Raw genomic sequence first — 24,601 nt, forward strand, 5'->3', positions numbered from 1 at the left:
ACGGCCGTCGCTCAGCTCGGCGGCTTTTTCGCGCGGCTCGGCTGGACGCGCTTCGGCTCCCCCGGCATCTTCGGGTAGTCGGGCGGGTACGGCAGGTCGCCCATGCCGTGGTCACGTTCGTCCTCGCGCGACAGCTCGAGCAGGCCCTCCAGCGAGAAGGCGTGGTCGTCCATGTCGGCGTGCACATCGCCGAGTTCCGCGAACCGGCCGGGCATCGTGGCGAGGTCGAAGTCGAAAGGCGACACGTCGTCGAGCTCCTCCCACCGCAGCGGGGCGGAGACGGGGGCATGAGCGCGGGGACGTACGGAGTAGGCCGAGGCGATCGTGCGGTCGCGGGCGGTCTGGTTGTAGTCCACGAAGATCCGCTCGCCGCGCTCCTCCTTCCACCACGCCGTGGTCACCCGGCCCGGCATCCGCCGCTCGAGCTCCCGGCCCACCGCGATCGCGGCACGGCGCACCCCGGTGAACTCCCAGTTGGGCTCGATCGGCACGAAGACGTGCACGCCGCGACCGCCGGAGGTCTTGGGCCAGCCGCGCAGACCGTACTCGTCCAGCAGGGCGCGCAGTTCGTGGGCGGCGGCGACGGCGTCCTTGAAGTCGGTGCCCGGCTGCGGGTCGAGATCGATGCGCAGCTCGTCGGGATGGTCGACGGCTCCTCTGCGCACCGGCCAGGGGTGGAACGGCAGAGTGCCGAGGTTGGCCGCCCAGATCACGGCGGCGACCTCGTTGGGGCACATCTCGTCGGCGGTGCGCCCGCTCGGGAAGGAGATGTGCGCGGTCGGGATCCAGTCGGGGAGGTACTTGGGGACGCGCTTCTGGAAGAAGGACTCGCCCTCCACGCCGTCGGGGTAGCGTTCGAGCGTCGTAGGCCGGTCGCGGAGCGCCCGGACGATCCCCGGCCCGACGGCCAGGTAGTACTGCGCCACGTCCAGCTTGGTGAACCCCCGCTCCGGGAAGTAGATCTTGTCCGGATTGGACACGCGTACGGTCCGCCCGCCGGCTTCCAGTTCGACCGCTGCACCCGCTGCACCCATGTGGGCCACGGTAGGCCGAGGGGTGTTATGCCGCATATCGGGCAGAATCGACGCATGGATCTGCCTGTGATGCCACCCGTGAAGCCGATGCTGGCCAAGGCCGTCAAGAAGATCCCGCCGGGGATGCAGTACGAGGCGAAGTGGGACGGATTCCGGGCGATCGTGCACCGCGACGGCGACGAGATGGTGATCGGCTCCCGTACCGGCAAGCCGCTCACCAGGTACTTCCCCGAGCTTGTCGTCGAGCTGTCGGCCAATCTGCCGACCCGCTGCGTCGTCGACGGCGAGATCGTCATCGCGCACCAGGGGCGGCTGGACTTCGACCGGCTCACCGAGCGCATCCACCCCGCGGACTCCCGCGTACGAATGCTCGCCGAACGGACGCCCGCCAGCTTCGTCGCCTTCGACCTGCTCGCACTCGGGGACGAGTCGCTGTTGGACGCGCCCCTCAAGGCGCGGCGCACGATGCTCACCGAGGCCCTCGCCGACGCGCGGCCGCCCGTGCACGTCGCGCCCGCGACCACCGACACGGAGGTCGCACAGGAGTGGTTCGAGCACTACGAGGGCGCCGGTCTCGACGGGGTCGTCGCCAAGCCGCTGGACCTGCCCTACCGGCCGGACACCCGGGTGATGTACAAGGTCAAGCACGAGCGGACCGCCGACGTCGTCGTCGCCGGTTACCGCCTCCACAAGTCCGGGCCGGTCGTCGGATCGCTGCTGCTCGGCCTGTACGACGACTCCGGCGCGTTGCAGCACGTCGGTGTCTGCGCCGCGTTCTCGATGAAGCGGCGCGAGGAGCTGGTGGAGGAGCTCGAGCCGCTGCGCATGGACCCGGTGGGCGGTCATCCGTGGGCGGCCTGGGCGGAGGAGAGCGCCCACGAGAGCTCCCGGCTGCCCGGTGCGCCGAGCCGCTGGTCCGGCAAGAAGGACCTGTCGTGGGTGGCGCTGCGGCCCGAGCGGGTGGTCGAGGTCGCCTACGACCACATGGAGGGCGACCGCTTCCGGCACACGGCGCAGTTCCGGCGCTGGCGACCCGACCGGGAGCCCGCCGGCTGCACGTACGCACAGCTGGAAGAGCCGGTGAGCTACGACCTGGCCGAGGTGCTGTCACCCTCGGGACGCTGAGCACGGCTCGTCGCCGGGTGCCGGATCCTCGCTCTCGCCGGGTGAGGGGGGCGGGGCGGGTGACCCGTCCGCCGTTCGCGTGATCCATGGCCCGCTGCACGTCGGCGACCAGCTCGGGTCCTCGCGGAGCTCGGCGAGCGGGGTGCCCTTCGGGCGCTTGCGTACGGCCGGCCAGTGTTCCATCGCTTCCGGCTCCAGGGTGATGAGCGCCGCCACGCAGGGGCGGTTGTCCCCGACGACGACACTGGCCAACCGGTCGGCGGCTGCGCAACCGGTCCTCGGGTACGGCGGGCGAGACGTTCTTGCCGCCCGAGGTGACGAGCATGTCCTTCTTCCGGCCGGTGATCGTCAGATACCCGCCGTCGTCCAGGGCGCCGAGATCGCCGGTGGCGAACCATCCGTCGTCGAGCACCTCGCCGGTCGCCGCTGTTCCAGTACGAGCCGAAGACGATGCCGCCCTTGATCCAGCACCTCCCCGTCGTCCGCGATCCGGATCGCGGTGCCGGGCGACGATCTCCTCGTCGGCAATCTCCCTGCCGAGTGTGGCCAGTGTGACCATCGCATGGCCGTCGAGGGTCCAGCCGAGCGGCGGTGCGTCCAATCCGTGGACTGCTTCGCCCACGAGCTCGGCATGTCTCCGTGTCTCGGCGACGACTTGGGCGGCGCCGCTGTCCCGCAGGATCCATGCGACCTGCTCCGCAGAGGAGGTGGCGTAGATCGGCACGCTCTGTCCGCCGGCCGCCCAGACCGCGAAGTCGAGCACAGTCCATTCGTACCGTGTGCGGGACATCACGGCGACACGGCCACCCGGCGTGAGGCCTGCGGCGATCAACCCCTCGGCCGTAGTGGTCACTTGACGTGCGAACTCAGCGGCGGTGACCGGTTGCCGGCGGCCGTCGTCACCCTTGCGGCGGCAGCACCACCGATTCGGGTACTTCGGCGTCGTTCGCGTAAGGTATGTCGGCGGTACTGCCGGAGACGGACGGCCGGACGAGGAACGCTGTGCGCGCCTCTCGTACGACACCGTCCTGCCTGACCAGCTCGACCGGGACGTGATTGGCGAGATCGCTGTGCTTTTTCGCCCTCTTCAGATCCTTGTGCAGGCCCATGGTCGGCTCCAGTTCGCGGGTTCGCAGTTCGCGGGCGGCGAGTTGACGGGACCTCGGCACTTACTCGCGGGGCGAGTTGCTCCCGCGTAAAGAGAAATCAGCGGGGCGACCCGTCATGGTAAAGAAGGACTTCACGTGATCGCCTCTCCCCTCGTCCCGGTGCCGATCCCCGACCGAGTCGCAGTGATGATCGGCTCCTGCATGCCGGTCCACATCCTGCAGGCGGAGGTCGACGCCGAGTGCGCCGCGCGCGAGGTGGGCCTGTTCCGCGGGCCGCTGTGCACGGAGGACCGGGCGGACAGGGAGCACGCACTGTCCACACTGGCACGGGCCAACAAGGTGCTGGCCGCGTATGACCCCCGGCTCACGGTCGGGCCGCGCCGCGGTCGCTGATCGTCCCGGTTCCACACTTCTTCACTTCAGGCCGCCCCTCTTGTTCGAGGGGCGGCCTTTCGCGCCTTACTCAAAAGTAGGCTCACTCCGGAGCAAGAAAGCGCTGTGGCAGACGACATCGGCGGCGAGCTGGGCGACCTCGACTTCTCCGCGGTCTCCCCCAGGATTTCGCCAAGATCGTGAAGGGCCTGTCCGGCAAGGAGATCGGCCAGGTCATGCAAGGTGAGCTGCGGCAGCGGGTGCTCCCCGAGGTCTCCGGGCGGATGCGGCAGCAGTTCCGCCCCGAGAGCGCCGGCCCCCTGACCGCCCTCATCCGCTGGAAGATCACCGGCGAGAGCGACGAGACCTTCGAGACCGTCATCGCCGACGGGACCCGCACGGTCACGGAGGGCCGCTCCGAAGCCGAGCCGCGGACCACGCTGGTGATGGCCGACGCCGAGTTCCTCAAGCTGGTCTCCGGAAACACCACCCCGTGATCATGTTCATGACCCGCAGGCTCAAGGTCGCCGGCGACGTCGTCCCGGCGTCGGGTCTGACCCGCTGCTTCGACATCCCGAAGGCCTGATCGCCATGGCGCCCTTACCCCCTTCAGCTCACCGAGGAGCAGCGGGGCCTCCGGGACCGGGTCCACGGCTTCGCGGCCCCCGCGAGGGCACGCGGGCCATGGCCACCTTCGAGGTCAGCCGCCCGGCCGTCGGCGCGCAGGCGCTCGGCATCGCGCGGGCGGCCCATACGTCCGCCCGCGGCCGCGGGGGCATACCGCCGCGCGCGTCAGGTGGTGTCGACCGCCTTCAGGACGAGGTCCAGTTCTTCCGGCATGACCGCGATCAGGATGATCCCGTCCGCCGCCTCGCACTCCACGATCCGGGATCGCGGGTTGATGCCCAGCGCCTCGCGCACCGAGGGCCCGCGCACGCCGGTGCGGTGCAGGTCGGCGGGGAGGGCGGACTTACGGCCGCCCCAGGATGCCTGCCACACGAGCGGCCCCGCGCCGATCAGCAGACGGCCCGGCCGCCAACGCCTACCGCCCGTCGAGCGCTTGAGCATGCACGGGATGCCCGGCTCTTCCCCCGCGTCGACGGAGACCGCTCGCTGCCGGCGTCTGCGGAGCACCAGCCTGCCGACGAGAGCGGCGCACGCTGCCGCCACCAGTACTTCGATCAGTTCGATCACGCGTGCATTGAACCAGTTCCTGCCGGGCCGAGCGGCGGGCTCGTCGGCTCACTCCAGGAAGGTGCCGTCCACGTACACCCACGCGCCCTGCTCCCGTTCGAAGTTGCTGCGCTCATGCAGCTCACCCCGCTTGCCGTGGTGGCGGTAGCGGGCGCGGAAGGTGACCGTGCCGGTCCTGTGGAACGCGCTGCCGTCCGTGGTGTCGACGATCTCGAGCGCCGTCCACTGCATGCCGGGGTCCGGTTCGAGGTGCGGGGGCCTGGTCGACGAGTGCCAGGTGCGCAGCAGATACGCGGCGTCGTGGGCGACGAACGCGCTGTAGCGCGAGCGCATCAGGAGTTCCGCGGTGGGGGCGGATTCCTCTCCGCTGTGGAACCGGCCGCAGCACCGGGCGTAGGTGTCAGGCAGGCCGCAGGGGCAGGGCGAGTCTGCGGTGAGAGCGGGAGGCGTGGTGCCTTTGGTGCGTTTGGTGCGTCTGGCCATGGCTCCATTTTCCAGCCATTGCGCGACCGGGGCTCCCGCGTGGCTTCCGAGTCGTGAGGGATCTCCGTATGCTCACGCGCCGGACGCGACAGTTACCGCCGGTAAAGGGGCTCGGATGGATCGTTCTGGCACCTCCCGACGCAATTCAGGACACACCTCACGCCATACTTCACGGCGCACCTTCATGGCAGGCGCCGCCGGCGTCGGCGGCACCGCGGCTCTCGGCACCGTGGGGGTCGCCCCCAGCGCGGCGGCAGCCGCCCCGGACGTCTCGCCACCCCTTTCCGTCGCCGTCCTCGGCGGTGGCGTCGCCGGGCTGACGGCCGCTCACGAACTCGCGGAGCGCGGCTTACGGGTCACCGTGTACGAGCGCCGGGCGCTCGGCGGCAAGGCCAGAAGCATGGACGTACCCGACAGCGCGAAGGGTGGGCGCAAACCCCTGCCCGGCGAGCACGGCTTCCGATTCATCCCCGGCATCTACCACAACCTCCCCGACACGATGCGCCGCATCCCCTTCCCCGGAAACCCGCGCGGCGTCTGGGACAACCTGGTCGCGCCGTCCGAGATGTCGTTCACCCGCACCGGTCGCGAGGATCTGCGCATCCCCCTCCCCTGGCCCGGTCACCGTCCACCCGACCTCACCCTCGACGACATCCGCCGCGCTCTGACCGCCATGCTCGACACGGCCCTCGGCATCCCGTTCCACGAGACCGCGTACTTCGTGAACCGTCTGCTGGTCTTCCTCACCAGCTGCGACGAGCGCCGCGACCGTACGTGGGAACGCACACCCTGGTGGGAGTTCATCAGGGCCGGGGAAATGAGCAACGACTACCAGCGCATCCTCGCCGTCGGACTCACCCGTAACATCGTGGCCACCAAGGCGGAGGAGGCCAGCACCCGCACGGTCGCCACCCTGATGGAGGCCTTCCTCTTCAACGCGCTCGGGCGCGGCGCCGACGGACCGCTCGACCGGATCCTCGACGCACCCACCAACGAGGCCTGGATAGACCCGTGGGTGGCGCATCTCGAGTCACTGGGCGTGGACTTCCGCGTCGGCTGGACCGTACGGGAGGTGAAGTACGCCTCCGGGCGCGTGAGGTCCGCCGTCGTCGAGAATCCGCAGGGCGCGCGGGAGTCGGTGACGGCCGACCACTACATCTCCGCGATGCCGGTGGAGCACGCGCGGCGGACCTGGGGCCCCGAGCTGCGTGCCGCGGATCCGCAGCTCGCCCGCTGCGACAAGCTGCAGACCGACTGGATGACGGGCATCCAGTTCTATCTGACCGAGAGCGCCCCGCTGCTGCACGGCCATCTCAACTGCATCGACTCACCCTGGTCCCTGACGGCCATCCAGCAGGCGGCGCACTGGCCGGATCGCGACTTCCCCGCCGACTTCGGCGACGGTGTGGCCGTGGACTGTGTGTCCGTGGACATCTCCGAATGGGACCGGCCGGGCATCCTGTACGGCAGGACCGCGAAGCAGTGCACCCGCGCCGAGGTCGCCAGAGAAGTGTGGGCGCAGCTGAAGGCGGCGCTGAACGACACCGGCAAGGTGGTACTCAAGGACAGCTCCCTGCACTCCTGGTTCCTCGACCCCGGCGTCGACGGCCTCGGCACCCCGAACCCCACCAACGACGACGAACTCCTCATCCACCCCGTCGGCACGTTCCACAACCGCCCGCAGGCCGCGACCCGGATACCGAACTTCTACCTGGCCGGCGACTACGTCAGTGTCGACATCGACCTGGCGACCATGGAAGGCGCCAACGCCTCCGCCCGCGCGGCGGTCAACGCCCTGCTGGACCGCACCGGCTCCCCGGCGCCACGCTGCACGATCACGCCCCTGTTCCGCGCCCCGGAGATCGAACCCCTCCGACGCCACGACCGCACCCGCTACCGTCTCGGCCTGCCCAACGCCTTCGACCTCGGCTGAGCCGGCCCGCCGGGGCAGCCGGGGCCGACGGGGCAGCCGAGTAGCGTATTGGCATGAAGCTCACCATTCTCGGCGGCGGCGGCTTCCGTGTGCCCCTCGTGTACGGGGCGTTGCTCGGCGACCACGCGGAGGGCCGGGTCACGCGGGTCGCGCTGCACGACGTGGACGCCGCCCGGCTGGACGCCGTCGCCGGAGTGCTCGCGGAACAGGCGACCGCACACCACGACGCGCCGGAGGTCGTGGCGACCACGGACCTGGACGAGGCCCTGCGGGGAGCCGACTTCGTCTTCTCCGCGATCAGGGTCGGCGGGCTGGAGGGCCGCGCCGCCGACGAACGGCTCGCGCTCGCCGAAGGAGTCCTCGGCCAGGAGACAGTCGGCGCGGGCGGCATCGCCTACGGTCTCCGCACGGTCCCGGTGGCCGTGGACATCGCGCGCCGGGTCGCCGAGCTCGCCCCCGACGCCTGGGTCATCAACTTCACCAACCCGGCGGGCCTGGTCACCGAGGCGATGAGCCGCGTCCTCGGTGACCGCGTCATCGGCATCTGCGACTCGCCGGTGGGTCTCGGACGCCGGGTGGCGAAGACGCTGGGCGCCGACCCGGCGACCGCGTGGATCGACTACGTGGGCCTCAACCACCTCGGCTGGCTGCGGGGGCTGCGCGTCGGCGGACACGACCGACTGCCCCGGCTGCTCGCCGACACCGAGGCGCTGGCCTCCTTCGAGGAAGGTCGGCTCTTCGGCCCCGAGTGGCTGCGGACACTCGGCGCGATCCCCAACGAGTATCTGCACTACTACTACTTCAACCGTGAGACCGTGCGCGCCTACCAGGAGGCGAAGCAGACCCGGGGTGCCTTCCTGCACACCCAGCAGGCCCGCTTCTACGAGGAGATGCGCCAGCCCGGCACGCCTGCCCTGGCCACCTGGCGGCGTACGCTCGCCGAGCGCGAGGCCACCTACATGGCGGCCAGCCGCGAGGCCGCGGGAATCGGCGAACGCGACGAGGACGACCTGGAGTCCGGCGGGTACGAGAAGGTGGCGCTCGCCCTGATGCGGGCCGTCGCCCGCGACGAGCGCACCACGCTGATCCTCGACGTCCGCAACCGCGGCACCCTTTCCGTGCTGGACGCGGACGCCGTCGTCGAGGTTCCTTGCTTCGTCGACGCCAACGGCGCGCATCCGGTCACGGTCGACCCCCTGCCCCACCACGCCGTCGGACTCGTGACCGCGGTCAAGGCGGTGGAACGCGAGGTGCTGGCCGCGGCGGAGAGCGGTTCGCGGGCGGCCGCCGTGAAGGCCTTCGCACTGCACCCCCTGGTCGACTCCGTGAGCGTCGCCCGCCGGCTCGTCGACGGCTACCGGGCCGAGCATCCGGGCCTCGGCTACCTGAACCGGCCGTAGGAGCCCGGACGTACCGGGCGGCAGCCGTCGAGTACCCGTTCGGAGCAGCGCACTCCTTACGTACCTGTGACGCCACGGCGCGGACCGGCGATCCGCGGGCTCTCCCGCCGTAGCGTCGCAGTCATGCGTGTACTAGTCACAGGTGGCGCGGGCTTCATCGGCTCGCAGATCGTCACGGCGCTCTCCGCGCACGGCCACGATCCGGTCGTGCTCGACGCCCTGCTTCCCGCTGCCCATCCCGGCCCCCCGCAACTGCCCGACGCCGAGTGCCTCCACGCGGACGTGCGGGACCGGGCGGCGGTGGGGAGTGCGCTGCGCGGTGTGGACGCCGTGTGCCATCAGGCGGCGATGGTCGGCCTCGGCACGGGCTTCTCGGACGCGCCCGACTACGTGAGCTGCAACGACCACGGCACGGCCGTTCTGCTCGCCGCCATGGCGGAGGCCGCCGTGTCCGACCTCGTCCTCGCCGGATCGATGGTCGTCTACGGCGAGGGCCGCTACGACTGCCCCCGCCACGGCCGGGTGCGCCCTGGGCCGCGCGCCGCCGCGGACCTCGCGGCCGGGCGCTTCGAGCCCCGATGCCCCCAGTGCGGCGAGGAGCTGTCGCCCGGTCTCGTCGACGAGGACGCTCCCGTCGACCCGCGCAACGTGTACGCCACGACGAAGCTGGCGCAGGAGCACCTGGCGGCCGCGTGGGCACGGTCGACGGGCGGCCGCGCCATCGCCCTGCGCTACCACAACGTGTACGGGCAGGGCATGCCGCGCGACACCCCCTACGCCGGTGTCGCCTCCTTCTTCCGGTCCGCGCTCGAACGGGGCGAGGCGCCGCGCGTCTTCGAGGACGGCGGCCAGCGCAGGGACTTCGTCCACGTACGGGACGTCGCGGAGGCGAACGCGGTCGCGCTCGAGGCCGTCCACGGCCGGGAGCCGGGGACGCTGTCCGCGTACAACACCGGCAGCGGCACACCGCACACCGTCGGCGAGATGGCGTTGGCACTGGCCGCGGCACACGGCGGGCCGGCGCCGGTCGTCACCGGCGAGTACCGGCTCGGCGACGTACGGCACATCACCGCGGACTCGCGGCGGCTGGCCGCCGATCTCGGCTGGAAGGCGCGTGTCGGCTTCTCCGAGGGCATGGCCGAGTTCGCGACCAACGGACTGCGGGGTGCGGCGTGCTGAGCGCGGAGATCGTCCTGCCCTGTCTGGACGAGGCAGAGGCCCTGCCGTGGGTGCTGTCGCGGATCCCGGCCGGCTGGCGGGCCATCGTCGTCGACAACGGTTCCACGGACGGCTCGGCCGAGATCGCGCGGACGCTGGGCGCGCGCGTCGTCCACGAGCCGAGGCGGGGCTTCGGTGCCGCGTGCCACGCCGGGCTGATGGCCTGCGAGGCGGAGTACGTGTGCTTCTGCGACTGCGACGCATCGCTGGACCCCGGGCTGCTGACCCGATTCGTTCAACACGTCGCCGAGGGGGACAGCGACTTGGTGCTCGGGCGGCGCCGCCCCCAGGCGCGCCGCGCATGGCCCGCGCACGCCCGCGCCGGGAATCTCGCGCTCGCCCGCATGCTGCGCCGGCGCACCGGCTTGCGGCTGCACGACCTCGGCCCGCTGCGTGCGGCGCGCCGCACGGACCTGCTGGCGCTCGACCTGACGGACCGCCGCAGTGGCTACCCGCTCCAGATGGTGGTCCGCGCCAGTGACGCCGGCCTGCGGATCACCGAGGTGGACGTGCCCTACCTCCCGCGAGCGGGCAAGTCGAAGGTCACCGGTACATGGCGGGGCACCTGGCAGGCGGTACGGGACATGAGTGCGGTGCTCGCGGAACAGCCGGGTTCCCTGGCAACCGGAGGTGTGCGGTGAACGGCGGGAGGCGTGCGGTGAACGGAACGCTGCTCGTCATCGCCAAGGCCCCGGTGCCGGGCCGGGTCAAGACGCGCCTGACACCCGTGTATTCGCCGCGGGAGGCCGCGGCTCTGGCGGAGGCCGCGCTGCGGGACACCCTCGACGCGGTGCTCGCCACGCCCGCACGGCGACGGGTCCTTGTGCTCGACGGCGAGCCGGGGGCGTGGCTGCCGCCGGGCATCGACGTGGTGCCCCAGTGCTGCGGCGGGCTGGACGCGCGACTGGCCGCGGCGTTCGGGCTGTGCGAGGGGCCGGCCCTGCTGATCGGCATGGACACGCCGCAGGCGTCAGCCGAACTTCTTTCTCTGGGGCTCGAGTTGGCTCCGGGTGAGGCCGCTTTCGGTCCCGCGGACGACGGAGGGTTCTGGGCGCTGGGACTGGCCGAGCCGGACGGCCGGCTGCTGCACGGCGTACCCATGTCCGTGCCGGACACGGGCGCCGTGCAGCGTCAGCGCCTCCTGGGGGCCGGGCTCGCGGTGCGGGAACTGCCACGGCTGCGGGACGTGGACACGCCGGACGACGCCCGTGCCGTGGCCGCCGCCGCCCCGCACACCCGGTTCGCCGCCGCGCTGGCCGCGACGGCCGGGGCCGGGGCGCGATGACCGCGCCGGCCTGGCAGGCGGACCCGTACACCGACGCCCTCCGCACCGGCCGCGGCCCACTGTTCCTGCGGCGCCCCGACGGCTGGCTGCTGCCGCTGGAGGTGGAACGCTGGTGCGCGGAACCGGACATCGCCGACACCACCGTCCTGTCCCGCACCGGCGGCTCGGTCCTGGACATCGGCTGCGGCCCCGGCCGCCTCGTCGCGGCACTCGCCGAGCGGGGCCGGACGGTACTCGGCATCGACGTGAGCCGCGAGGCGGTGGCGCGCACGGTACGCGGCGGGGGCAGTGCACTGCACCGGTCCGTGTTCGATCCACTGCCGAAGGAGGGCAGCTGGGACACGGCACTGCTGATCGACGGCAATGTGGGCATCGGCGGCGATCCGCGGGCGCTGCTGCGCCGCGTTGCCGAACTCGTTCACGGTGGAGGTCAGTTGATCGCGGAGACCGCGCCGCTGGACGTCGACGAACGCGTCCAGGTCCGCGTCTTCGACGGCGTCGACACCCAGGGCACGGCCTTCCCCTGGGCCCGGGTGGGCGCACCGGCGCTCCTGCAGTACGGCCGGGAGGTGGGGTGGACCCTCCGGGACACATGGGAGGCGGCGGGACGCCACTTCGTGGCGCTGCGGCGGGAGGCGGCGACGTGACGACGGTCGCGTGACGCCGGCTGCGGGCCCTGTCCCCCCGGGACCCCTGCGCCTCGAGTTCCGCCCACGGCCTGACGGCCGTGGGCGGGGGTACCTGCCACGCCGCCAGACGTAGGGGTGCCCCCCAGCGGGCTGACTTCGCCGGCCGGCCCGGCGTGCGAGGACGCCGTGCGGGGCTCGGTCCGGAACCGGGGCCTTCCCCGCCGCACACCGCGCGGAACCCGGCCCCGGGTCCGGGGCCTGCACTGCCATGCGGCGGAGCCACACATCGGTACAACGGCGACGGGGCGGGGTGGGGAATCGGCCCGCGCAGCGCTTCCCGCTCCTCAGCCGGAGACCGCCCGCAGCGCGCCCGGGCGGCGGCCCGTGAGGGTGTCGAGGGCCGCGGCGGTCGATTCGTCCGCCGGCAGGTGGACCAGCAGCCGCTGATCGTCGTCGACCGCAAGGTCGAGCGTCTCGTAGTCGAGCCGAAGGTCCCCCGCCTCCGGGTGCACCAGGCGCGTCACACCATTCGCCCGCGGCAGCCCGGGCAGCGTCGCCACCCGGTCGGTGAAGGAAGCGCCCGCCGTGACGGTCAGCTCGTCCGCGAGCGCGGCGATGTGCGGGTCCGCGCGGAACGGCCCCTGCTTGAGCGCGGCGACCTGTTCATCGGCGACGAGGTTCCAGTCGGGGTAAGCGGCGCGGGCCCGGTCGTCGGTGAGTACGAAGCGAGCCAGGTTGGGCGGGTCGCCGTCCAGGAGGCCGACGGGGCCGGCCAGCCGCTCGTACCCCTGGGTCCAGGCCAGCAGTTCGCTGAGCCGGTTGAGCAGCACCGCGGGCGTGGGTTCCAGCCGGTCGAGCAGCGCCCGCACCGTGGGACGGACGACCCGGTTCGGCGTCGCGCCGCCCATGCAGGTGAAGCCGCCGTCGGCGGCCTTGGTGAGCCGGTGCAGATGGATACGTTCGCCCGGGGCGAGCCGCAGCGCGTCGGCCAGTGCGGAGAGCACGGGCGGGGAGGGCCGCCGGTCCCTGCCCTGTTCGAGGCGGGTCACGTACTCGACGCTCACGCCGGCCAGCGTCGCGAGCTCGGAGCGGCGCAGGCCCGGCGTGCGTCGGCGTGCGCCGGTCGGCATGCCCACCTCGGCGGGGGTGACGGACTCGCGGCGCGTACGGAGGAACAGGCCCAGCTCGTTGTCGCTCACCGTCCGAACGTAACAGGCGCCTCCGCTCGGATCGTGGCCCTGTCACTACCAGTCCCGGTCCGGCCTTCCTGGTCGTCGTCCATGGCGCCAGGTTGGGAGCAGAAGGGCCCCAGGGCCGGTCCGTACGACAAGTGAGGAATCCGTGATGTCCGCCAAGAATCTCAACCTGGCCGTGATCGTCGGAAGCGTCCGGCAGGGCCGCTTCGGCCCTGCCGTTGCCCATTGGTTTGCTCAACAGAGCGCGCAGCACGGCCAGTTCTCGGTCGACCTGATCGACCTGGCGGACACGCCGCTGCCCCTTGCGCTGCCTCCGGTGCCGCCCGCGATGCAGCCGGACCTGGACCGGCCCGACGAGATGAGCGGCCTCACGCGCCGGCTCGCCGCGGCCGACGCGTTCGTGGTGGTGACGCCGGACTACAACCGCAGCTTCCCGGCCTCGCTCAAGGCGGCGATCGACTGGCACTACACCGAGTGGCAGGCCAAGCCGATCGGTTTTGTCGGGTACAGCGGCGGCAGCGGTGGTCTGCTGGCCATCGAGCAGCTCCGGCAGGTCTTCGGTGAGCTGCACGCGCACACGGTCCGCGACGTGGTCTCGTTCCCCCGCTACTACGAGCTCTTCGGCGCCGACGGCACGCTGCTCGACCCCGAGGGCCCGAACGGCGCGGCGAAGACGATGCTCGACCAGCTGCTGTGGTGGGGCTCCGTACTGCACGACGCACGGCGCGAGCGTCCGTTCGTGGCCGCATAGGTGCAACCGCCCGGCGGGTCACTACTCCGGCGTGCCGGGGGCGGGCGAGCCCTGGTGCCGTCCGCCCCGGTGGCGGCGCCGCCACCGCCTCGCGCGCAGCCGTCGCGCCACCGGCAAGGCGGCGGCGAGGACCGCCACCGCGGCCAGCGACAGGAGCCAGTTGCGCGGGTAGTCCAGCGGCAGGACCGAGGGGTTGCGCGGAGTGCCGGGGGCGAGCAGCACCGGCAGGGCGATCAGGGTCAGACAGCCGGCGGTGACGAGCGCGCCTCGCACCAGGCCGCGGGCCGGAAGCATGGCGATCAGCAGGCCGGTGGCGATCACCAGCGGGGCGATGACGGCGTCGTGGACGATGATCGACCCGATCAGCCACAGCGAGACGTCCTTGATCTGTCCGCCGGCGACGAGCAGGGACAGACCGACGGCCATCAGAGCGACGCCCGCCGCGCCGACGAGTACACGCATCACAGCACCTCCATTCCGCTGACCCACTTGGTCTGCCACACGCCCGGGCGGTTGGGGGCGATGATCCGGGCGGGGAAGCCGTGGTCGCGGGAGAGCACCTGCCCGTTGAGGCGCAGTGCGAGGAGGGTGAGCGGGTCGTCGGTGTAGCCGCCGCCCATTTCCATCACGCGGTAGGCGCCGCGTCGTTCCAGGGACACGACCCGCAGGCGTGTCCCTGGCAGCGCACCGGCCAGCTCCAGCAGGTCCATGACCCGTACACCGGTCCATCGGGCCGATTTGCTCCAGCCTTCGACGCAGGCGATGGGCAGGGTCACGGTGTGCTGGGGCAGCGCGGCGAGCTCGTCGAGGCTGAGCTCGTAGGACCGTGGGCCGGTGACGGTGAGCCGCCAGTCGGTCAGCGGCATCGCGCTCACGCCGGCGGCGGCCGCGGTCCGGTTGACGGGCAGCCCCTGCGGACCGTGGTCGGGGTGCCGGGGCGCGAGCAGGTCGAGCCGGCGCAGCGGTGTGAACGCCTGTCCGACGGTCGTCAGGGTCACCGCCCCGACGGCCGCGGCCACGCCGGTGAGCAGGGAGCGGCGGTCGGGTCCGTCCTCGGCGGGCAGCTCGAGCGTCCCGGCGGAGCGCCGGCTCCAGTGATCCTTGATCTGCGGATACTTGACGGCGATGTGCAGGACGAGGGCGCCCAGCAGCAGCCAGGCCACGGCAAAGTGCACGGGGACGAAGGAGAACGGCCACGGATACCACTGCACGGTGTTGAGCAGCCCGGTGGTCAGCTGGAAGACAGCCGCCGCGACGAGCACGGCCACGGAGAGCCGTTCGAGGGCGTGCCGCACCGAGCGCAGAGCGGGCCATACGAACAGCCGGGGGTACACCGTCCACAGCTTGGCCAGCAGCAGGGGGATCGCCGCGATGCCGGTCGCCACGTGCAGGCCCTGGCTGACCCGGTAGCCCCAGTAGGGCCTGCTGGGGAGCGCGTCGGCGAGCCAGTCCGGCGGGCGTTGCAGGTAGTGGCTGGTCACACCGGTCACGAAGCACACGGCAAGCGCCGCGCCGAGCAGGCGGCCGATGGCGGTGGCCGTCCGGGCGTCGTGCAGCCGGCCTCGGAGCCTCGGCGGTCGGAGTGTGATCGGTGGTCGAATCCTCATGTCTCCATGAGAACGCCGCCGGGCGCCGCGCGGGGTGTTCCGACACATTACGGAATGCGGACGTCAGGGGGCGTCTGCGCCGTTCCGGCGGCGCCGGCTGCCACGCTGAACGAGTGATCAACATGCGCTCGCTGACCGCCGGCGTTCTCGTGGCGGCCCTGACGGCCGTGCTCGCCGTGACGATCGTCAAGGACGGCTATGTCACCGACCCCGCGGGCCTGTCGTGGCTGTACGCCGCCTGCTGGGTCCTGTTCGCCGCGGCGGCCTTCGCCGTGCGCCGGGCACCGGTGCGCCATGCCGTGGCGCTCATCCTGGCGGGCGGGGTCGCTGTCGTGGCGACCGGGCTGCTCGCACCCCCGCGTACCAGCACCGACTCGTACCGCTACGCATGGGACGGCCGGGTGCAGGCGACCGGGATCTCGCCGTACGACCATGCGCCCGCCGATCCCGCGCTCGCCGGTCTGCGCGACGACTGGCTCTTTCCGACCGGCGCGGCCTGCGAGGTGCCCGAGCGTGCGCGTATCGCGGGTCCCGAGGGCGAGCTGCACTGCACGCGGATCAACCGGCCGCGGGCGCACACCATCTACCCGCCGGTGGCGCAGGGCTACTTCCTGCTCGTGCACACGCTCTCCCCCGAGGACGCCCGGCACAAGGCCCTGCAGACGGGCGGTGCGCTGCTCGCGCTCGGCACCACGGTCACGCTCGTGCTCGTCCTGCGCAGGCGCGGCGATCCCCGGGCGGCCGCGTACTGGGCGTGGTGCCCGGCCGTCCCGATCGAGGCGGTGAACAACGCGCACGCCGATGTGCTGGGTGTCCTGCTCGCGGTCGCGGGCCTCGCGGTGGTGGCACGGGCGCGCGCCGGAGGCGGGGCGCTGCTGGGGGTACGGGCGCGCGCCGGAGGCGGGGCGCTGCTTGGGGCGGCGGTCGCGACGAAGCTGCTGCCCGCAGTGGTGCTGCCGGGCGCTCTGTCGGGTGTGCGCCGGTGGCGGGACGCCGCTGCCGTGCTACTGCCGGCCGCGGCCGTCGTGGTGGTGACGTACGCGTCGCACCTGCTCTTCGCGAACGGTTCGGTGCTCGGATATCTCGGCGGCTACACGCAGGAGGAGGGCTACGCCGATCCGTCCGCACGCAACCGCTACGCCCTGCTTCGCCTGGTGCTGCCCGACGCGTGGGCGCTGCCGGCGGTTGTGGCGGCCATGGCGGCGGTCGCCCTGTACGTGCTGAGGCGCGGCGATCCGGAGCGGCCCTGGAGCGGGGCGCTGCTGGTGACGGGAACGGCGTTCCTTCTGATGACGCCGGGCTACTCCTGGTACGCGCTGCTGCTGGTGGCGCTGGTCGCGCTCGACGGGCGGTGGGAGTGGCTGGGGGTGGCCGCGGCCGGCGCGGCGAAGTACGTGACGATCCACCTGGACGCGGACGGCGGGACGGTGGGCACGACGGCGTACGCGCTCGCGGCGGTGGCGGTCTTCGTGGGATGTGTGGTGCGGCGCTCGCGCGCGTCACTGCCGCCGGCCGGAGCGGTGGTGGCCGTGCCGGTGCGTGGATCCGGGCGGGCCGCCGGCGGGGGTGGTGAGTGACCGGATCGGCCGGCGCACGACATCGCGGTCGGCGGTCGGGGCCCCCTCTCGTGAGCCTGGTGGACGTGCTCTTGCTGCGCGGCCGGCCGGGAATTGCCCGTGGCACTCGATCTCGGCGGGATCGCCAACGTCACGGCGGCGGCCGCGCGACCCGGTCGCGTTCGACACGGGACCCGCGAACGCGCTGACCGACGCGGCCGTCGTCGAGCCGACCGGGGGTCCTCCCTCGGACCAACCGGTCAACTCCCTTATCTTTACTCACCGTTGATGGCGACCGTACGCTGCATCACCATGACCTCAGCCGGTTCTCCGGGCCGCCGGGCGGCCCTGCTCGCCACTGCGGGCGCCGTCCTGTCCGCCTTCGTCCTCGGTGCGGGTACCGCGCCCGCGCATGCGGAGGTCCGCACGACCGACGCGGCGACCGTTGTGCCGGTGCAGACCACGGGGCCCACGGACAAGCGCTTCAACCTCGTAGTGCTCGGCGACGGCTACACGGCGGAGGAGATGCCCGACTTCCGGGCGGACGTCGAGACGCATCTGAACGTGCTGTGGTCGACGGAGCCGTTCGCGTCCTACCGCTCGTACGTCAACGTGTGGGCGGTCGAACTGCCTTCGGCCGAGTCCGGCGTGGACTGCGATCCCGGCCTCGACGCCCCGCGCCGGGACACACCGCTCGGTATGGGTTTCTGGGGCGGGTGCAATGCCGAAAGTGTCCAGCGGCTGCTCACCGTCGACAGTGGCGCGGCGACCGCGCTCGCGGACCTGGTGCCCGGTACGGCGAGCGCCAACCGGCAGATCGTCGCGCTCGCCAACAGCGACACGTACGGCGGCGCCGGCGGCACGTACGCCACCGCGTCGGGCGGCAACGCACTGTCGTCACTGATCACGCCGCACGAGCTCGGCCACTCGCTGGGCAAGCTCCAGGACGAGTACGACTACTACGCACGCGGTGTCGCCGGCGGCACGTACACCGGCGGCGAACCCGCCTCCGCGCACCACACGCTGCTCACCGAGGACCAGATGCGGCAGCAGCATGCCAAGTGGTGGCGCTGGCTGGGCGAGGAGAGCGAGTCCGGTGGGGTCATCGGGCGTTATGAGGGCGGGATGTACAGCACCAAGGGCGTGTGGCGGCCCAGCAGGCACTCGATGATGAAGACGCTCGGCTACCCCTTCGACCAGGTCGAACGCGAGATCATGGTGCAGAAGATCTCCGCGAAGGTGAACCTGGTCGCAGACCACACGCCGAACACCGCCGCAATCGGCGGCGACCGCACCGTGTGGGTGGACACACTGCATCCCGTCGGCGGCGAACTCGACGTCGCCTGGCGGCTGGACGGCAACCGGCTGCGCGCAGCCGGTGACGCACGCACGGTGGATCTGCGCCGGCTCCGGCTGCGGCCCGGCACGCACACACTGACGGCGACCGTCACCGATCCCACGCCGTTCGTCCGCGACCCGGCGATCCGCTCCTCCTCCGCGCTGACCCGCAGCGTGACCTGGACGGTGGACACGTCCGTCTCCACTCCCCCGGACCACGTGGCCCCCGCGTTCACTTGGCACACGGACACCGGGGCACCGGTCGGCGCCGGCACGGTCGTCCACGCGGACACCACCCATCCCGCCCACCGCCGCGTGGCAGTGCGCTGGGCGGTCGACGGCCGTCCTGTCGCCAACCCGGGCAACGACCGCGACCTGGACCTCGGCGCGCTGCACCTGCGGCCAGGCGCCCATGAACTGACCGCACGTATCCCCGGCACGAAGGCCGCGCTCGTCTGGACCGTGGACGCCTCCCCGGCGAAGGGGACGTACGAACTGTCCGAGCCGCTGCGCACGGTCCACCGGCCCGGCAGGCCCGTGGAGTACGTGTACGACGGCCCGTTCACGATGAGGCTGACCGCCCGTGACGACCTCGAGGGTCATGTGGTGAGCGAGTTCCGGGTAGACGGCGACGGCTGGCAGACCTACTACGGCTGGCCGACCGACGCGGACGCGCCCTACCGCTTCACGCCCGGCGGCACGGTGATCGACGACCTGGTGTACGGCAAGCTCGGCACGCCCAGGGTGGTGCCCTGGGACGATGCGACGCCGGACTACGGCACCCACACGATCGAGTACCGGACGGTCGACTCCGCAGGGAACGTGTCCGCTGCGAAGCGCTTCCTGGTGACGCTGCTGCCCCCGCGGTAGCAGGTCAGTTGACCAGGAAATCCGCCTTCCCGGACTTCGCTCCCTGTATGAACGCCTCGATCTCGCCGGAGGTGTAGATCAGGGCCGGCCCGTCGGGGTCGGCCGACTGGCGCACCGCGACCCTGCCGTCGGCCAGCTTCATGGCTTCGAAGCAGTTGCCGCCGTTGCCGCCGCTCCAGGGCTTGTGCCAGCCCTCCTCACCCAGCTCGGCGGCCGGCATGCCGTTGTATATGCGTTCCATTCAAAGCTCCTTGCGGAGATCGTCGAGGATCTCCTTCGTGCGTTGCACCGTCGCGGCATGGGCCGCCATGCGGTCCATGACCTCGAGGTGCGTGGCGACCTCGGGTCGCGCGTCGAGATAGACGGCTCCGGTCAGGTACTCGCTGTAGACCATGTCCGGAAGCTCGGGCACGGCGAACCGGAAGAGCACGAACGGCCCGTAGGTGCCGGGATGGTGACCAGTTGCGAACTCCGCGATCTGCAAGGTGACGTTGGGCAGCCGCGCACCCTCGAGCAGCTTCTCGATCTGGGCCTTCATCACGCCCGGTCCACCGACGGGACGGCGCAGCACCGTCTCGTCCATGATCACCCAGAGCTTGGGGGCGTCCGGCCGGGTGAGCAGGGACTGGCGCTCCATGCGCAGCGCCACGTGTCGTTCGATGTCGGCGGGGTCGGTGTGGCCGATGGCTCCGCCGAGCATGATGGCCCGGGCGTAGTCCTCGGTCTGCAGCAGACCGGGAACGAAGTGCGGTTCATACGCACGGATGAGGCTTGCGGCACCCTCCAGGCTGACGTACATGCTGAACCAGTTCGGCAGTACGTCGTGGAAACGCTGCCACCAGCCGGGCCTGTTGGCCTCCTCGGCCAGCTCCACGAAACCGCGGGCCTCCGCGTCGGCGATCCCGTAGGCGCCGAGCAGCAGCTGCACATAGGGGATTTTCAGCGCGACCTCGGCCGTCTCCATCCTGCGGATGGTGCCGGGGGCGACGCGCAGCACCTTCGCGGCTTCCTCGCGCTTGAGCCCTGCCTGCTCCCGCAGATGCTGCAGGCGTTTGCCGAGGACGACCTGCCCCACGGTGGGGGCGGACCGCGGTTCACTCACTTCGAGACCTCCCCACGTGCTGTTTGCGAGCAGTGTGCCACGGGCCCCGGTCGATGAATATGCCCACTCTGAATTATTCATAGTGGGCCTTGCCAATGTGGCTGTTGCAGCGGGAGAGTGGTCGTGTGAACCGTGACGCGCTCGCCACCGAGCTCCCGGCCCCCCACACGGAGCCCGAACCCCACCGGTACGCCTTCGAGTTGCCGGCGCGCGTCGAACAGGTCTCACGGGCCAGAAAGCTGGTGTCCGCACGACTGGAGAGCTGGGGCGTCGAGGGCGACCCGCACGACACGGCGCTGCTCGTGGTCTCCGAGTTGTTCACCAACGCCATCGTGCACACGGGCGGCCACCTGGTCGCCTGCGAACTCCTCGCCGGCGCCGACCGGTTGCGCATCACCGTGCAGGACCAGGGCTCCACACCGACCGGACCGCAGATCTGCCGCGGGGCGGAGGGCGAACGCGGACGCGGGCTGCTGCTCGTCGAAGCGGTCAGCTGCACCTGGGGCACGCACGACGCCACGCCGGGCACGGGCCGGGTCGTCTGGGCGGAGCTGCCCTGGCCCTGCGATTCCCGACCCGGCCTGGAGGAAAGGCCGTTGACCCGGGAATGGCCGTGCTGAGGAATATGACGGCGCTCCTCTCACGGGGGGTACGCCGCGACCACGCCGACCGGCTCACCCGGCTCGACGTGCCCGCCGGCCTCAGCGCCGCCCTGGGGTTCGACGCCGTCGGCGTCCCCGCGCGCTACGGATTCCGCCTGCTGGGCCGCATGCCGAGCAACGGTTGCGTCTTCGCCGACAGCAACTGGTGGTGGTGGATCGTTCCGGCGGGCTCGGACATGGATTTGACCTGGCCACTCCCCTCCCATTACGCACGCGGCGCGCGGGTGCCGACCCGCGATGCCCGGCTCATCCTCCGGCCCGGGGGCCGGAGCCCCTACACGCCGCCGATTCCGCTTTATCTGATGGCCTGCCAGCTCACCGGCACTGCGCCGCTGTGGCCGGCCGGCGCAGGGGGCGCGGCGCGTCGGTGAGCGGTCGAAGCACGGGGTCAGCAGGGCCGCGCGACGATCCGCCGGATAGGCTTCTGCGCATGTCAGAAGCCAATACGGGCCCCGAGCGGCAGGGCCTCACACCGCGCCAGGCCCGCCGTGTCCGCATAGCCCTCTCGGCCGCGATCATGATCGCTGTGGCCGCAACGCTGGTGCTACGACTGGGCAGTACCCACTCGGTGCTCACCGTGGGCTTCTACGGCATCGCGCTGATCCTGTCCGGCAGCGCACTGGTCCTCAGCCGAGCGGGACGCACACGGTGGGCAACGCTGGTGCTGGGCGCGGGCGTCGCGGTGGCCGTCGTGGCGGAGTGGGCGGTGGCGTCGCTGCGCTAGGGGCTGCCGTTTGGCCAGGCCGGATCAGTGAACGGGGGTCCTACCACGCCCGCAGGGCGTAGGGGGAGGGTCTGGTGATGGGGTCTCCCCGGGCCGGCCAAGGCCCATGCATGAGGTCTCCCCGGGCCCGCCAAGGCCCAGGCACGGGGTCTCCCCGCGCCCGCCAGGGCCCATACATGGGGGCTCCCCGGGCCCGCCAAGGCCCAGGGGACGGATCGCACGGCGGAGGTGAGGCACCTCCCACGCCGAAGGCGTAGGGGGAGCAGGCATGGCGGAGCCATGCCGACCGACGACACGCAGCGAGGCGCGGTGCCAGGACACGCGGGCCCGGCAGGATCCAAACGACAGGCCCCAGGGTGTTCCACCCAAGCGGACAAGGCTTGTCCGGGCGGATCGGACCGGACGCGTCGCCGCGTCAGCCGCTGGAGACCGCTCGCAGGTGGGACTTGCCGCGGACGCCGCCCGGCACCGCGGCCGCGTGGTTCTCGCGCAGCACCAGCGTCATCCGGGTGAATTCCTTGGCCTGCAGGGTCGTCGGCGTCTCGTCGATGATCCGGCAGTCCGTGCGGCCCCAGCGCGGGTCGGGATGGTTCACCGGCCGCACGGCCCCGTCGTGGTGGATCGCGAGGGCGCCCACCGCACTCATCCAGTGCGGCAGACCGCACCGGTAGGCGGCGTCCATGATCGGATCGTCGGCGATGTCGTCACGAATGGCTTGAAGCGCGCTGTCGTCACCGTGCTTGTCGAGGGCCGCCGCGAGCTGCGCCATCAGCGGCAGGCACCAGCTCGTCTCGTGCTCGACGAGCACCGTGCGCGCGTCGGGGTGGAACAGCGCGAACCGCAGGAAGTTCTGGTCCGGCATGGCGGTGGCGTGCGGTCCGATGCCACGGAACAGCGCGTCGAACGCCGGGTTGGTGTGGGCGACGTCCCATCGCCGGTCGAAGAGCACGGACGGCAGCGGCACCGCGTCCATCATCGCGGCGTAGTCCCGCAGGTAGGCAGCCGTCGCCGGGTCGACGGGGTCGGCAGGCTGTGCCGGCTGTTGCGGCTCGGGCGGCCGTACGGGCACCGGCGGCGGGCCGGGCGCGGCGGGCCGGGCGGGGGCGGGCCGACGGGGCGGGCCCGACGGCGGCACCGGCCCGGACGGCCTGACGGGAGCGTTCCAGTCGGACGCGCTGCGCTGCACCGCCGGGGTGTCCCGGTCGGCTGCGAGGCGTAGCAGGCGCCCGCGCTGCTGGTCGTTCAACTCCAGGGCGTCGATCAGGGCGCAGAGGGTGCCCTCCGACCACTCCCTGCCGGGCGTGCGCTCCCAAGTGGCGTACACGTAGGCGGAGATGCCGAGACGGGCCGCCACGTCCTCGAGGCTCAGGCCCAGCTCCTCGCGGCGCCGTTTGAGCGCGTCGCCGAGCCGCTTCGTACGGGCCGCGGCGCGTGTGCCACCGGCGCAGCTCAGACGTCCGTGAACACCTGGGCGTTCGACGCCCGCCTCGTGTGTCATCGAGAACGCCACCCTTCTCGAAGCTTCTCGCAAGTCTTGCAAGTCCCGCCGCGGCGACGCCCTTTGGATCTTCACCCCGTGTGGCGATCCTGCTACCGCCAACCAGAAGATGTCAACTATCGTGGCATTCAATGCGGCTGAGCGCTCAGTTCGCGCCACAGCTGTGGCAAGACCTGGCTGCCTTGGCCCGAAAGGGTTAACCTCCGGGCAGCCCCTCAGGATGCGGGGCCACCTCGCGTGATCTAGGAGACCTACTGGTGACAGACGGCTTCTCGGTTCCGGGTCCGACGGCCACAGGCCCTCTGGCGGCATCGATTGCCCGGGTCGCCGAACTTGCGGACAAGCTCGGAATGAGCCATGACGAGGTCTTCGACGTCCAGAACCTGTCCGAGGCCTCGGGCGTGCCCACCGATGTCGTGCGCGCCCTCCTCGACGGACGGACTGCGGGCGAACCGGACCTGCAGGCACGCTTCCTGCAGCGCTTCGACCTGCTGCGCAGCACCCGGCTCAAGCCCAACGGCCGCCGGTACACCCAGCAGGAGATCGCCGACGGTGCGGGTATGTCCCGCCAGCAGGCCGGCGCCCTGATCAACGGCGATCGCCGGCCGACGATGGAGCACTGTGACGCGATTCAGCGCTTCTTCAAGGTGCACGCCGGCTTCCTGACCGCCGACGACGCCGACGCGCTCGACAGCGCCCTTCAGCGCACCGAGCAGAGCATGCTCCAGGACTTCGCCGGCGACGGCGACCCGCTCGAGCGGCTGCTGCAGGACCACGGCGTGCGCGGGATCGCGTGGCGCGCGGCCCAACTGCCCACCGACAAGCACCGGGACAAGGTGACCGAGTGGCTCGACATGCTCCTGGAGAGCGTGAAGCCGGGGCCGGGCACCTCCGGAGAGCCCTGATTTCCGGACAGATTTCCTTTTGTACGTGTCTCAACAGGTTCTGACGGGGAGAGGAGAGCGGTGAGCATAGGCAAGGAGATGCGCCGGCTGTGCGGCGAGTTGGTCGGCGGAATCGATCTGCCTGCCCCGGCCGATCCGGCCGACCTCTACACCGCCCTGTGCGAGGGCATGAGCAAACGGCGGGGCAGGCCCGTCCGTTACCGCATGGCCTCCTTCCCTCCGGGCACCGCCAGCGGTCTGTGGCTCGACATGGCGGAACAGGACCTCGTCGTCATCGAGGAGCGCACCGCCCCCGACCACCAGTTGGTCATCCTCGGCCACGAGCTGTGGCACATGAACGCCGGGCACTGCAGCCACCACGTCGAGGGCGCGGCCGTCGCCGCACGGCTGCTGTCCGACGAAGCCGATCTCCAGGCCACCGTCCTCAGGGTCGCCGCGCGTACCCGCTTCGACCAGGAGGAAGAGAACCAGGCGGAGAGTTTCGGGCTGCTGCTGGGCAGCAAGTGCCGTGCGTGGCTCGCCGGTTCGAACGGTCGTGGGCCGGTGCGGCGCGACGGGCTCGCGGGCCGCATCGAGGCGTCCTTGGGATATCGCGGGCCACAGGGCTGAG

25 protein-coding genes and 2 pseudogenes are annotated in these 24,601 nt (G+C 71.7%); 17 read left to right on the forward strand and 10 right to left on the reverse strand.

The window, feature by feature from the left end; genetic code table 11:
- Positions 1-11: 11 nt before the first annotated feature.
- Entirely contained in the window at positions 12-1,034 is a 1,023-nt protein-coding gene (ligD, locus tag ACZ4SA_RS09640; protein ID WP_468271694.1) for a non-homologous end-joining DNA ligase, read from the reverse strand.
- Between the two features lie 54 nt (positions 1,035-1,088).
- On the opposite strand from ligD, the gene ACZ4SA_RS09645 reads away from it, so the two are divergent.
- Positions 1,089-2,159 (forward strand): ATP-dependent DNA ligase, encoded by a 1,071-nt coding sequence (locus ACZ4SA_RS09645; RefSeq protein ID WP_468271697.1) that lies wholly within the window; start codon positions 1,089-1,091, stop codon positions 2,157-2,159.
- 73 nt (positions 2,160-2,232) lie between these two features.
- Here the strand turns inward: ACZ4SA_RS09645 and ACZ4SA_RS09650 are convergent.
- Positions 2,233-3,268, reverse strand: a pseudogene (locus ACZ4SA_RS09650) (AMP-binding protein); the annotation flags it as partial.
- Between the two features lie 186 nt (positions 3,269-3,454).
- On the opposite strand from ACZ4SA_RS09650, the gene ACZ4SA_RS09655 reads away from it, so the two are divergent.
- Positions 3,455-3,661 (forward strand): hypothetical protein, encoded by a 207-nt coding sequence (locus ACZ4SA_RS09655; RefSeq protein WP_468271860.1) that lies wholly within the window; start codon positions 3,455-3,457, stop codon positions 3,659-3,661.
- A 105-nt stretch (positions 3,662-3,766) separates the two neighbouring features.
- Positions 3,767-4,226, forward strand: a pseudogene (locus ACZ4SA_RS09660) (SCP2 sterol-binding domain-containing protein).
- A 206-nt stretch (positions 4,227-4,432) separates the two neighbouring features.
- Here the strand turns inward: ACZ4SA_RS09660 and ACZ4SA_RS09665 are convergent.
- Both ACZ4SA_RS09665 and ACZ4SA_RS09670 read right to left on the reverse strand, forming a co-directional pair.
- Complete coding sequence (locus tag ACZ4SA_RS09665) at positions 4,433-4,834, reverse strand: hypothetical protein (RefSeq protein WP_468271700.1); 402 nt, start codon at positions 4,832-4,834, stop codon at positions 4,433-4,435.
- 48 nt (positions 4,835-4,882) lie between these two features.
- Positions 4,883-5,317, reverse strand: coding sequence for a YchJ family protein (locus ACZ4SA_RS09670; protein ID WP_468271703.1), 435 nt, complete (start codon positions 5,315-5,317; stop codon positions 4,883-4,885).
- A gap of 184 nt (positions 5,318-5,501) precedes the next feature.
- Here ACZ4SA_RS09670 and ACZ4SA_RS09675 point away from each other — a divergent pair, with 184 nt between their 5' ends.
- The 6 genes from ACZ4SA_RS09675 (at position 5,502) to ACZ4SA_RS09700 (ending at position 11,800) form a co-directional block, all read left to right on the forward strand.
- Positions 5,502-7,250, forward strand: coding sequence for a hydroxysqualene dehydroxylase (locus tag ACZ4SA_RS09675; protein WP_468271706.1), 1,749 nt, complete (start codon positions 5,502-5,504; stop codon positions 7,248-7,250).
- A 53-nt stretch (positions 7,251-7,303) separates the two neighbouring features.
- Positions 7,304-8,650: a 6-phospho-beta-glucosidase gene (locus ACZ4SA_RS09680; protein WP_468271709.1), complete on the forward strand. Its 1,347-nt coding sequence runs from the start codon at positions 7,304-7,306 to the stop codon at positions 8,648-8,650.
- 123 nt (positions 8,651-8,773) lie between these two features.
- Complete coding sequence (locus ACZ4SA_RS09685; RefSeq protein ID WP_468271712.1) at positions 8,774-9,829, forward strand: NAD-dependent epimerase/dehydratase family protein; 1,056 nt, start codon at positions 8,774-8,776, stop codon at positions 9,827-9,829.
- Positions 9,823-10,509, forward strand: coding sequence for a glycosyltransferase family 2 protein (locus ACZ4SA_RS09690; RefSeq protein ID WP_468271714.1), 687 nt, complete (start codon positions 9,823-9,825; stop codon positions 10,507-10,509). The genes ACZ4SA_RS09685 and ACZ4SA_RS09690 overlap by 7 nt, the downstream gene beginning before the upstream one ends.
- A gap of 17 nt (positions 10,510-10,526) precedes the next feature.
- Positions 10,527-11,153, forward strand: coding sequence for a TIGR04282 family arsenosugar biosynthesis glycosyltransferase (locus ACZ4SA_RS09695; protein WP_468271717.1), 627 nt, complete (start codon positions 10,527-10,529; stop codon positions 11,151-11,153).
- Positions 11,150-11,800 (forward strand): class I SAM-dependent methyltransferase, encoded by a 651-nt coding sequence (locus ACZ4SA_RS09700; protein ID WP_468271720.1) that lies wholly within the window; start codon positions 11,150-11,152, stop codon positions 11,798-11,800. The genes ACZ4SA_RS09695 and ACZ4SA_RS09700 overlap by 4 nt, the downstream gene beginning before the upstream one ends.
- A 326-nt stretch (positions 11,801-12,126) precedes the next feature.
- Here ACZ4SA_RS09700 and ACZ4SA_RS09705 read toward each other — a convergent pair whose 3' ends face one another.
- Positions 12,127-12,981 carry a helix-turn-helix domain-containing protein gene (locus tag ACZ4SA_RS09705; protein ID WP_468271723.1) on the reverse strand — a complete coding sequence of 285 codons (855 nt, stop codon included), beginning with the start codon at positions 12,979-12,981 and terminating at the stop codon, positions 12,127-12,129.
- A 145-nt stretch (positions 12,982-13,126) separates the two neighbouring features.
- Between ACZ4SA_RS09705 and ACZ4SA_RS09710 the strand changes: the two genes are divergently transcribed.
- Positions 13,127-13,729: an NADPH-dependent FMN reductase gene (locus ACZ4SA_RS09710; protein ID WP_468271725.1), complete on the forward strand. Its 603-nt coding sequence runs from the start codon at positions 13,127-13,129 to the stop codon at positions 13,727-13,729.
- Between the two features lie 21 nt (positions 13,730-13,750).
- Here the strand turns inward: ACZ4SA_RS09710 and ACZ4SA_RS09715 are convergent, their stop codons facing one another.
- Positions 13,751-14,191, reverse strand: a complete 441-nt coding sequence (locus ACZ4SA_RS09715) for a hypothetical protein (protein WP_468271728.1) — start codon at positions 14,189-14,191, stop codon at positions 13,751-13,753.
- On the reverse strand, positions 14,191-15,336 hold the full coding sequence (locus ACZ4SA_RS09720) for a molybdopterin-dependent oxidoreductase (protein ID WP_468271730.1): 1,146 nt from the start codon (positions 15,334-15,336) through the stop codon (positions 14,191-14,193). Before ACZ4SA_RS09720 ends, ACZ4SA_RS09715 begins: the two co-directional genes overlap by 1 nt.
- A gap of 122 nt (positions 15,337-15,458) precedes the next feature.
- On the opposite strand from ACZ4SA_RS09720, the gene ACZ4SA_RS09725 reads away from it, so the two are divergent.
- Both ACZ4SA_RS09725 and ACZ4SA_RS09730 read left to right on the forward strand, forming a co-directional pair.
- Positions 15,459-16,913 carry a glycosyltransferase 87 family protein gene (locus ACZ4SA_RS09725; protein ID WP_468271862.1) on the forward strand — a complete coding sequence of 485 codons (1,455 nt, stop codon included), beginning with the start codon at positions 15,459-15,461 and terminating at the stop codon, positions 16,911-16,913.
- A gap of 291 nt (positions 16,914-17,204) precedes the next feature.
- Entirely contained in the window at positions 17,205-19,100 is a 1,896-nt protein-coding gene (locus ACZ4SA_RS09730) for a M64 family metallopeptidase (protein WP_468271733.1), read from the forward strand.
- A gap of 4 nt (positions 19,101-19,104) precedes the next feature.
- Here the strand turns inward: ACZ4SA_RS09730 and ACZ4SA_RS09735 are convergent, their stop codons facing one another.
- Both ACZ4SA_RS09735 and ACZ4SA_RS09740 read right to left on the reverse strand, forming a co-directional pair.
- Positions 19,105-19,341, reverse strand: coding sequence for a DUF397 domain-containing protein (locus ACZ4SA_RS09735; RefSeq protein WP_468271736.1), 237 nt, complete (start codon positions 19,339-19,341; stop codon positions 19,105-19,107).
- Positions 19,342-20,202: a helix-turn-helix domain-containing protein gene (locus tag ACZ4SA_RS09740; RefSeq protein WP_468271739.1), complete on the reverse strand. Its 861-nt coding sequence runs from the start codon at positions 20,200-20,202 to the stop codon at positions 19,342-19,344. It abuts the gene before it with no gap.
- Between the two features lie 125 nt (positions 20,203-20,327).
- Between ACZ4SA_RS09740 and ACZ4SA_RS09745 the strand changes: the two genes are divergently transcribed.
- From ACZ4SA_RS09745 to ACZ4SA_RS09755, 3 genes are read left to right on the forward strand one after another with little or no spacing between them, the layout of a single operon-like run.
- Complete coding sequence (locus ACZ4SA_RS09745) at positions 20,328-20,822, forward strand: ATP-binding protein (protein WP_468271741.1); 495 nt, start codon at positions 20,328-20,330, stop codon at positions 20,820-20,822.
- Between the two features lie 5 nt (positions 20,823-20,827).
- A complete protein-coding gene (locus ACZ4SA_RS09750; RefSeq protein ID WP_468271744.1) occupies positions 20,828-21,235 on the forward strand; it encodes a hypothetical protein in 408 nt (135 codons plus the stop codon).
- A gap of 59 nt (positions 21,236-21,294) precedes the next feature.
- Complete coding sequence (locus tag ACZ4SA_RS09755; protein WP_468271747.1) at positions 21,295-21,588, forward strand: hypothetical protein; 294 nt, start codon at positions 21,295-21,297, stop codon at positions 21,586-21,588.
- Positions 21,589-22,003: 415 nt separating this feature from the next.
- Here the strand turns inward: ACZ4SA_RS09755 and ACZ4SA_RS09760 are convergent, their stop codons facing one another.
- Positions 22,004-23,086 (reverse strand): MmyB family transcriptional regulator, encoded by a 1,083-nt coding sequence (locus ACZ4SA_RS09760; protein WP_468271750.1) that lies wholly within the window; start codon positions 23,084-23,086, stop codon positions 22,004-22,006.
- A gap of 257 nt (positions 23,087-23,343) precedes the next feature.
- On the opposite strand from ACZ4SA_RS09760, the gene ACZ4SA_RS09765 reads away from it, so the two are divergent.
- Complete coding sequence (locus ACZ4SA_RS09765; protein ID WP_468271753.1) at positions 23,344-23,991, forward strand: helix-turn-helix domain-containing protein; 648 nt, start codon at positions 23,344-23,346, stop codon at positions 23,989-23,991.
- 78 nt (positions 23,992-24,069) lie between these two features.
- Complete coding sequence (locus tag ACZ4SA_RS09770) at positions 24,070-24,600, forward strand: toxin-antitoxin system, toxin component (RefSeq protein WP_468271864.1); 531 nt, start codon at positions 24,070-24,072, stop codon at positions 24,598-24,600.
- Position 24,601 lies beyond the last annotated feature (1 nt).

The organism is Streptomyces sp. NPDC027962 (genome assembly GCF_055566095.1).

What these genes read in the sequence shown, in the direction of transcription:
- ligD (WP_468271694.1), bottom strand. Translation starts at nt 1,034, where the DNA reads ATGGGTGCAGCGGGTGCAGCGGTCGAACTGGAAGCCGGCGGGCGGACC.
- ACZ4SA_RS09645 (WP_468271697.1), top strand. Translation starts at nt 1,089, where the DNA reads ATGGATCTGCCTGTGATGCCACCCGTGAAGCCGATGCTGGCCAAGGCC.
- ACZ4SA_RS09655 (WP_468271860.1), top strand. Translation starts at nt 3,455, where the DNA reads ATGATCGGCTCCTGCATGCCGGTCCACATCCTGCAGGCGGAGGTCGAC.
- ACZ4SA_RS09670 (WP_468271703.1), bottom strand. Translation starts at nt 5,317, where the DNA reads ATGGCCAGACGCACCAAACGCACCAAAGGCACCACGCCTCCCGCTCTC.
- ACZ4SA_RS09675 (WP_468271706.1), top strand. Translation starts at nt 5,502, where the DNA reads ATGGCAGGCGCCGCCGGCGTCGGCGGCACCGCGGCTCTCGGCACCGTG.
- ACZ4SA_RS09680 (WP_468271709.1), top strand. Translation starts at nt 7,304, where the DNA reads ATGAAGCTCACCATTCTCGGCGGCGGCGGCTTCCGTGTGCCCCTCGTG.
- ACZ4SA_RS09685 (WP_468271712.1), top strand. Translation starts at nt 8,774, where the DNA reads ATGCGTGTACTAGTCACAGGTGGCGCGGGCTTCATCGGCTCGCAGATC.
- ACZ4SA_RS09700 (WP_468271720.1), top strand. Translation starts at nt 11,150, where the DNA reads ATGACCGCGCCGGCCTGGCAGGCGGACCCGTACACCGACGCCCTCCGC.
- ACZ4SA_RS09710 (WP_468271725.1), top strand. Translation starts at nt 13,127, where the DNA reads ATGTCCGCCAAGAATCTCAACCTGGCCGTGATCGTCGGAAGCGTCCGG.
- ACZ4SA_RS09715 (WP_468271728.1), bottom strand. Translation starts at nt 14,191, where the DNA reads ATGCGTGTACTCGTCGGCGCGGCGGGCGTCGCTCTGATGGCCGTCGGT.
- ACZ4SA_RS09720 (WP_468271730.1), bottom strand. Translation starts at nt 15,336, where the DNA reads ATGAGGATTCGACCACCGATCACACTCCGACCGCCGAGGCTCCGAGGC.
- ACZ4SA_RS09725 (WP_468271862.1), top strand. Translation starts at nt 15,459, where the DNA reads ATGCGCTCGCTGACCGCCGGCGTTCTCGTGGCGGCCCTGACGGCCGTG.
- ACZ4SA_RS09730 (WP_468271733.1), top strand. Translation starts at nt 17,205, where the DNA reads ATGACCTCAGCCGGTTCTCCGGGCCGCCGGGCGGCCCTGCTCGCCACT.
- ACZ4SA_RS09735 (WP_468271736.1), bottom strand. Translation starts at nt 19,341, where the DNA reads ATGGAACGCATATACAACGGCATGCCGGCCGCCGAGCTGGGTGAGGAG.
- ACZ4SA_RS09750 (WP_468271744.1), top strand. Translation starts at nt 20,828, where the DNA reads ATGACGGCGCTCCTCTCACGGGGGGTACGCCGCGACCACGCCGACCGG.
- ACZ4SA_RS09755 (WP_468271747.1), top strand. Translation starts at nt 21,295, where the DNA reads ATGTCAGAAGCCAATACGGGCCCCGAGCGGCAGGGCCTCACACCGCGC.
- ACZ4SA_RS09760 (WP_468271750.1), bottom strand. Translation starts at nt 23,086, where the DNA reads ATGACACACGAGGCGGGCGTCGAACGCCCAGGTGTTCACGGACGTCTG.
- ACZ4SA_RS09770 (WP_468271864.1), top strand. Translation starts at nt 24,070, where the DNA reads ATGCGCCGGCTGTGCGGCGAGTTGGTCGGCGGAATCGATCTGCCTGCC.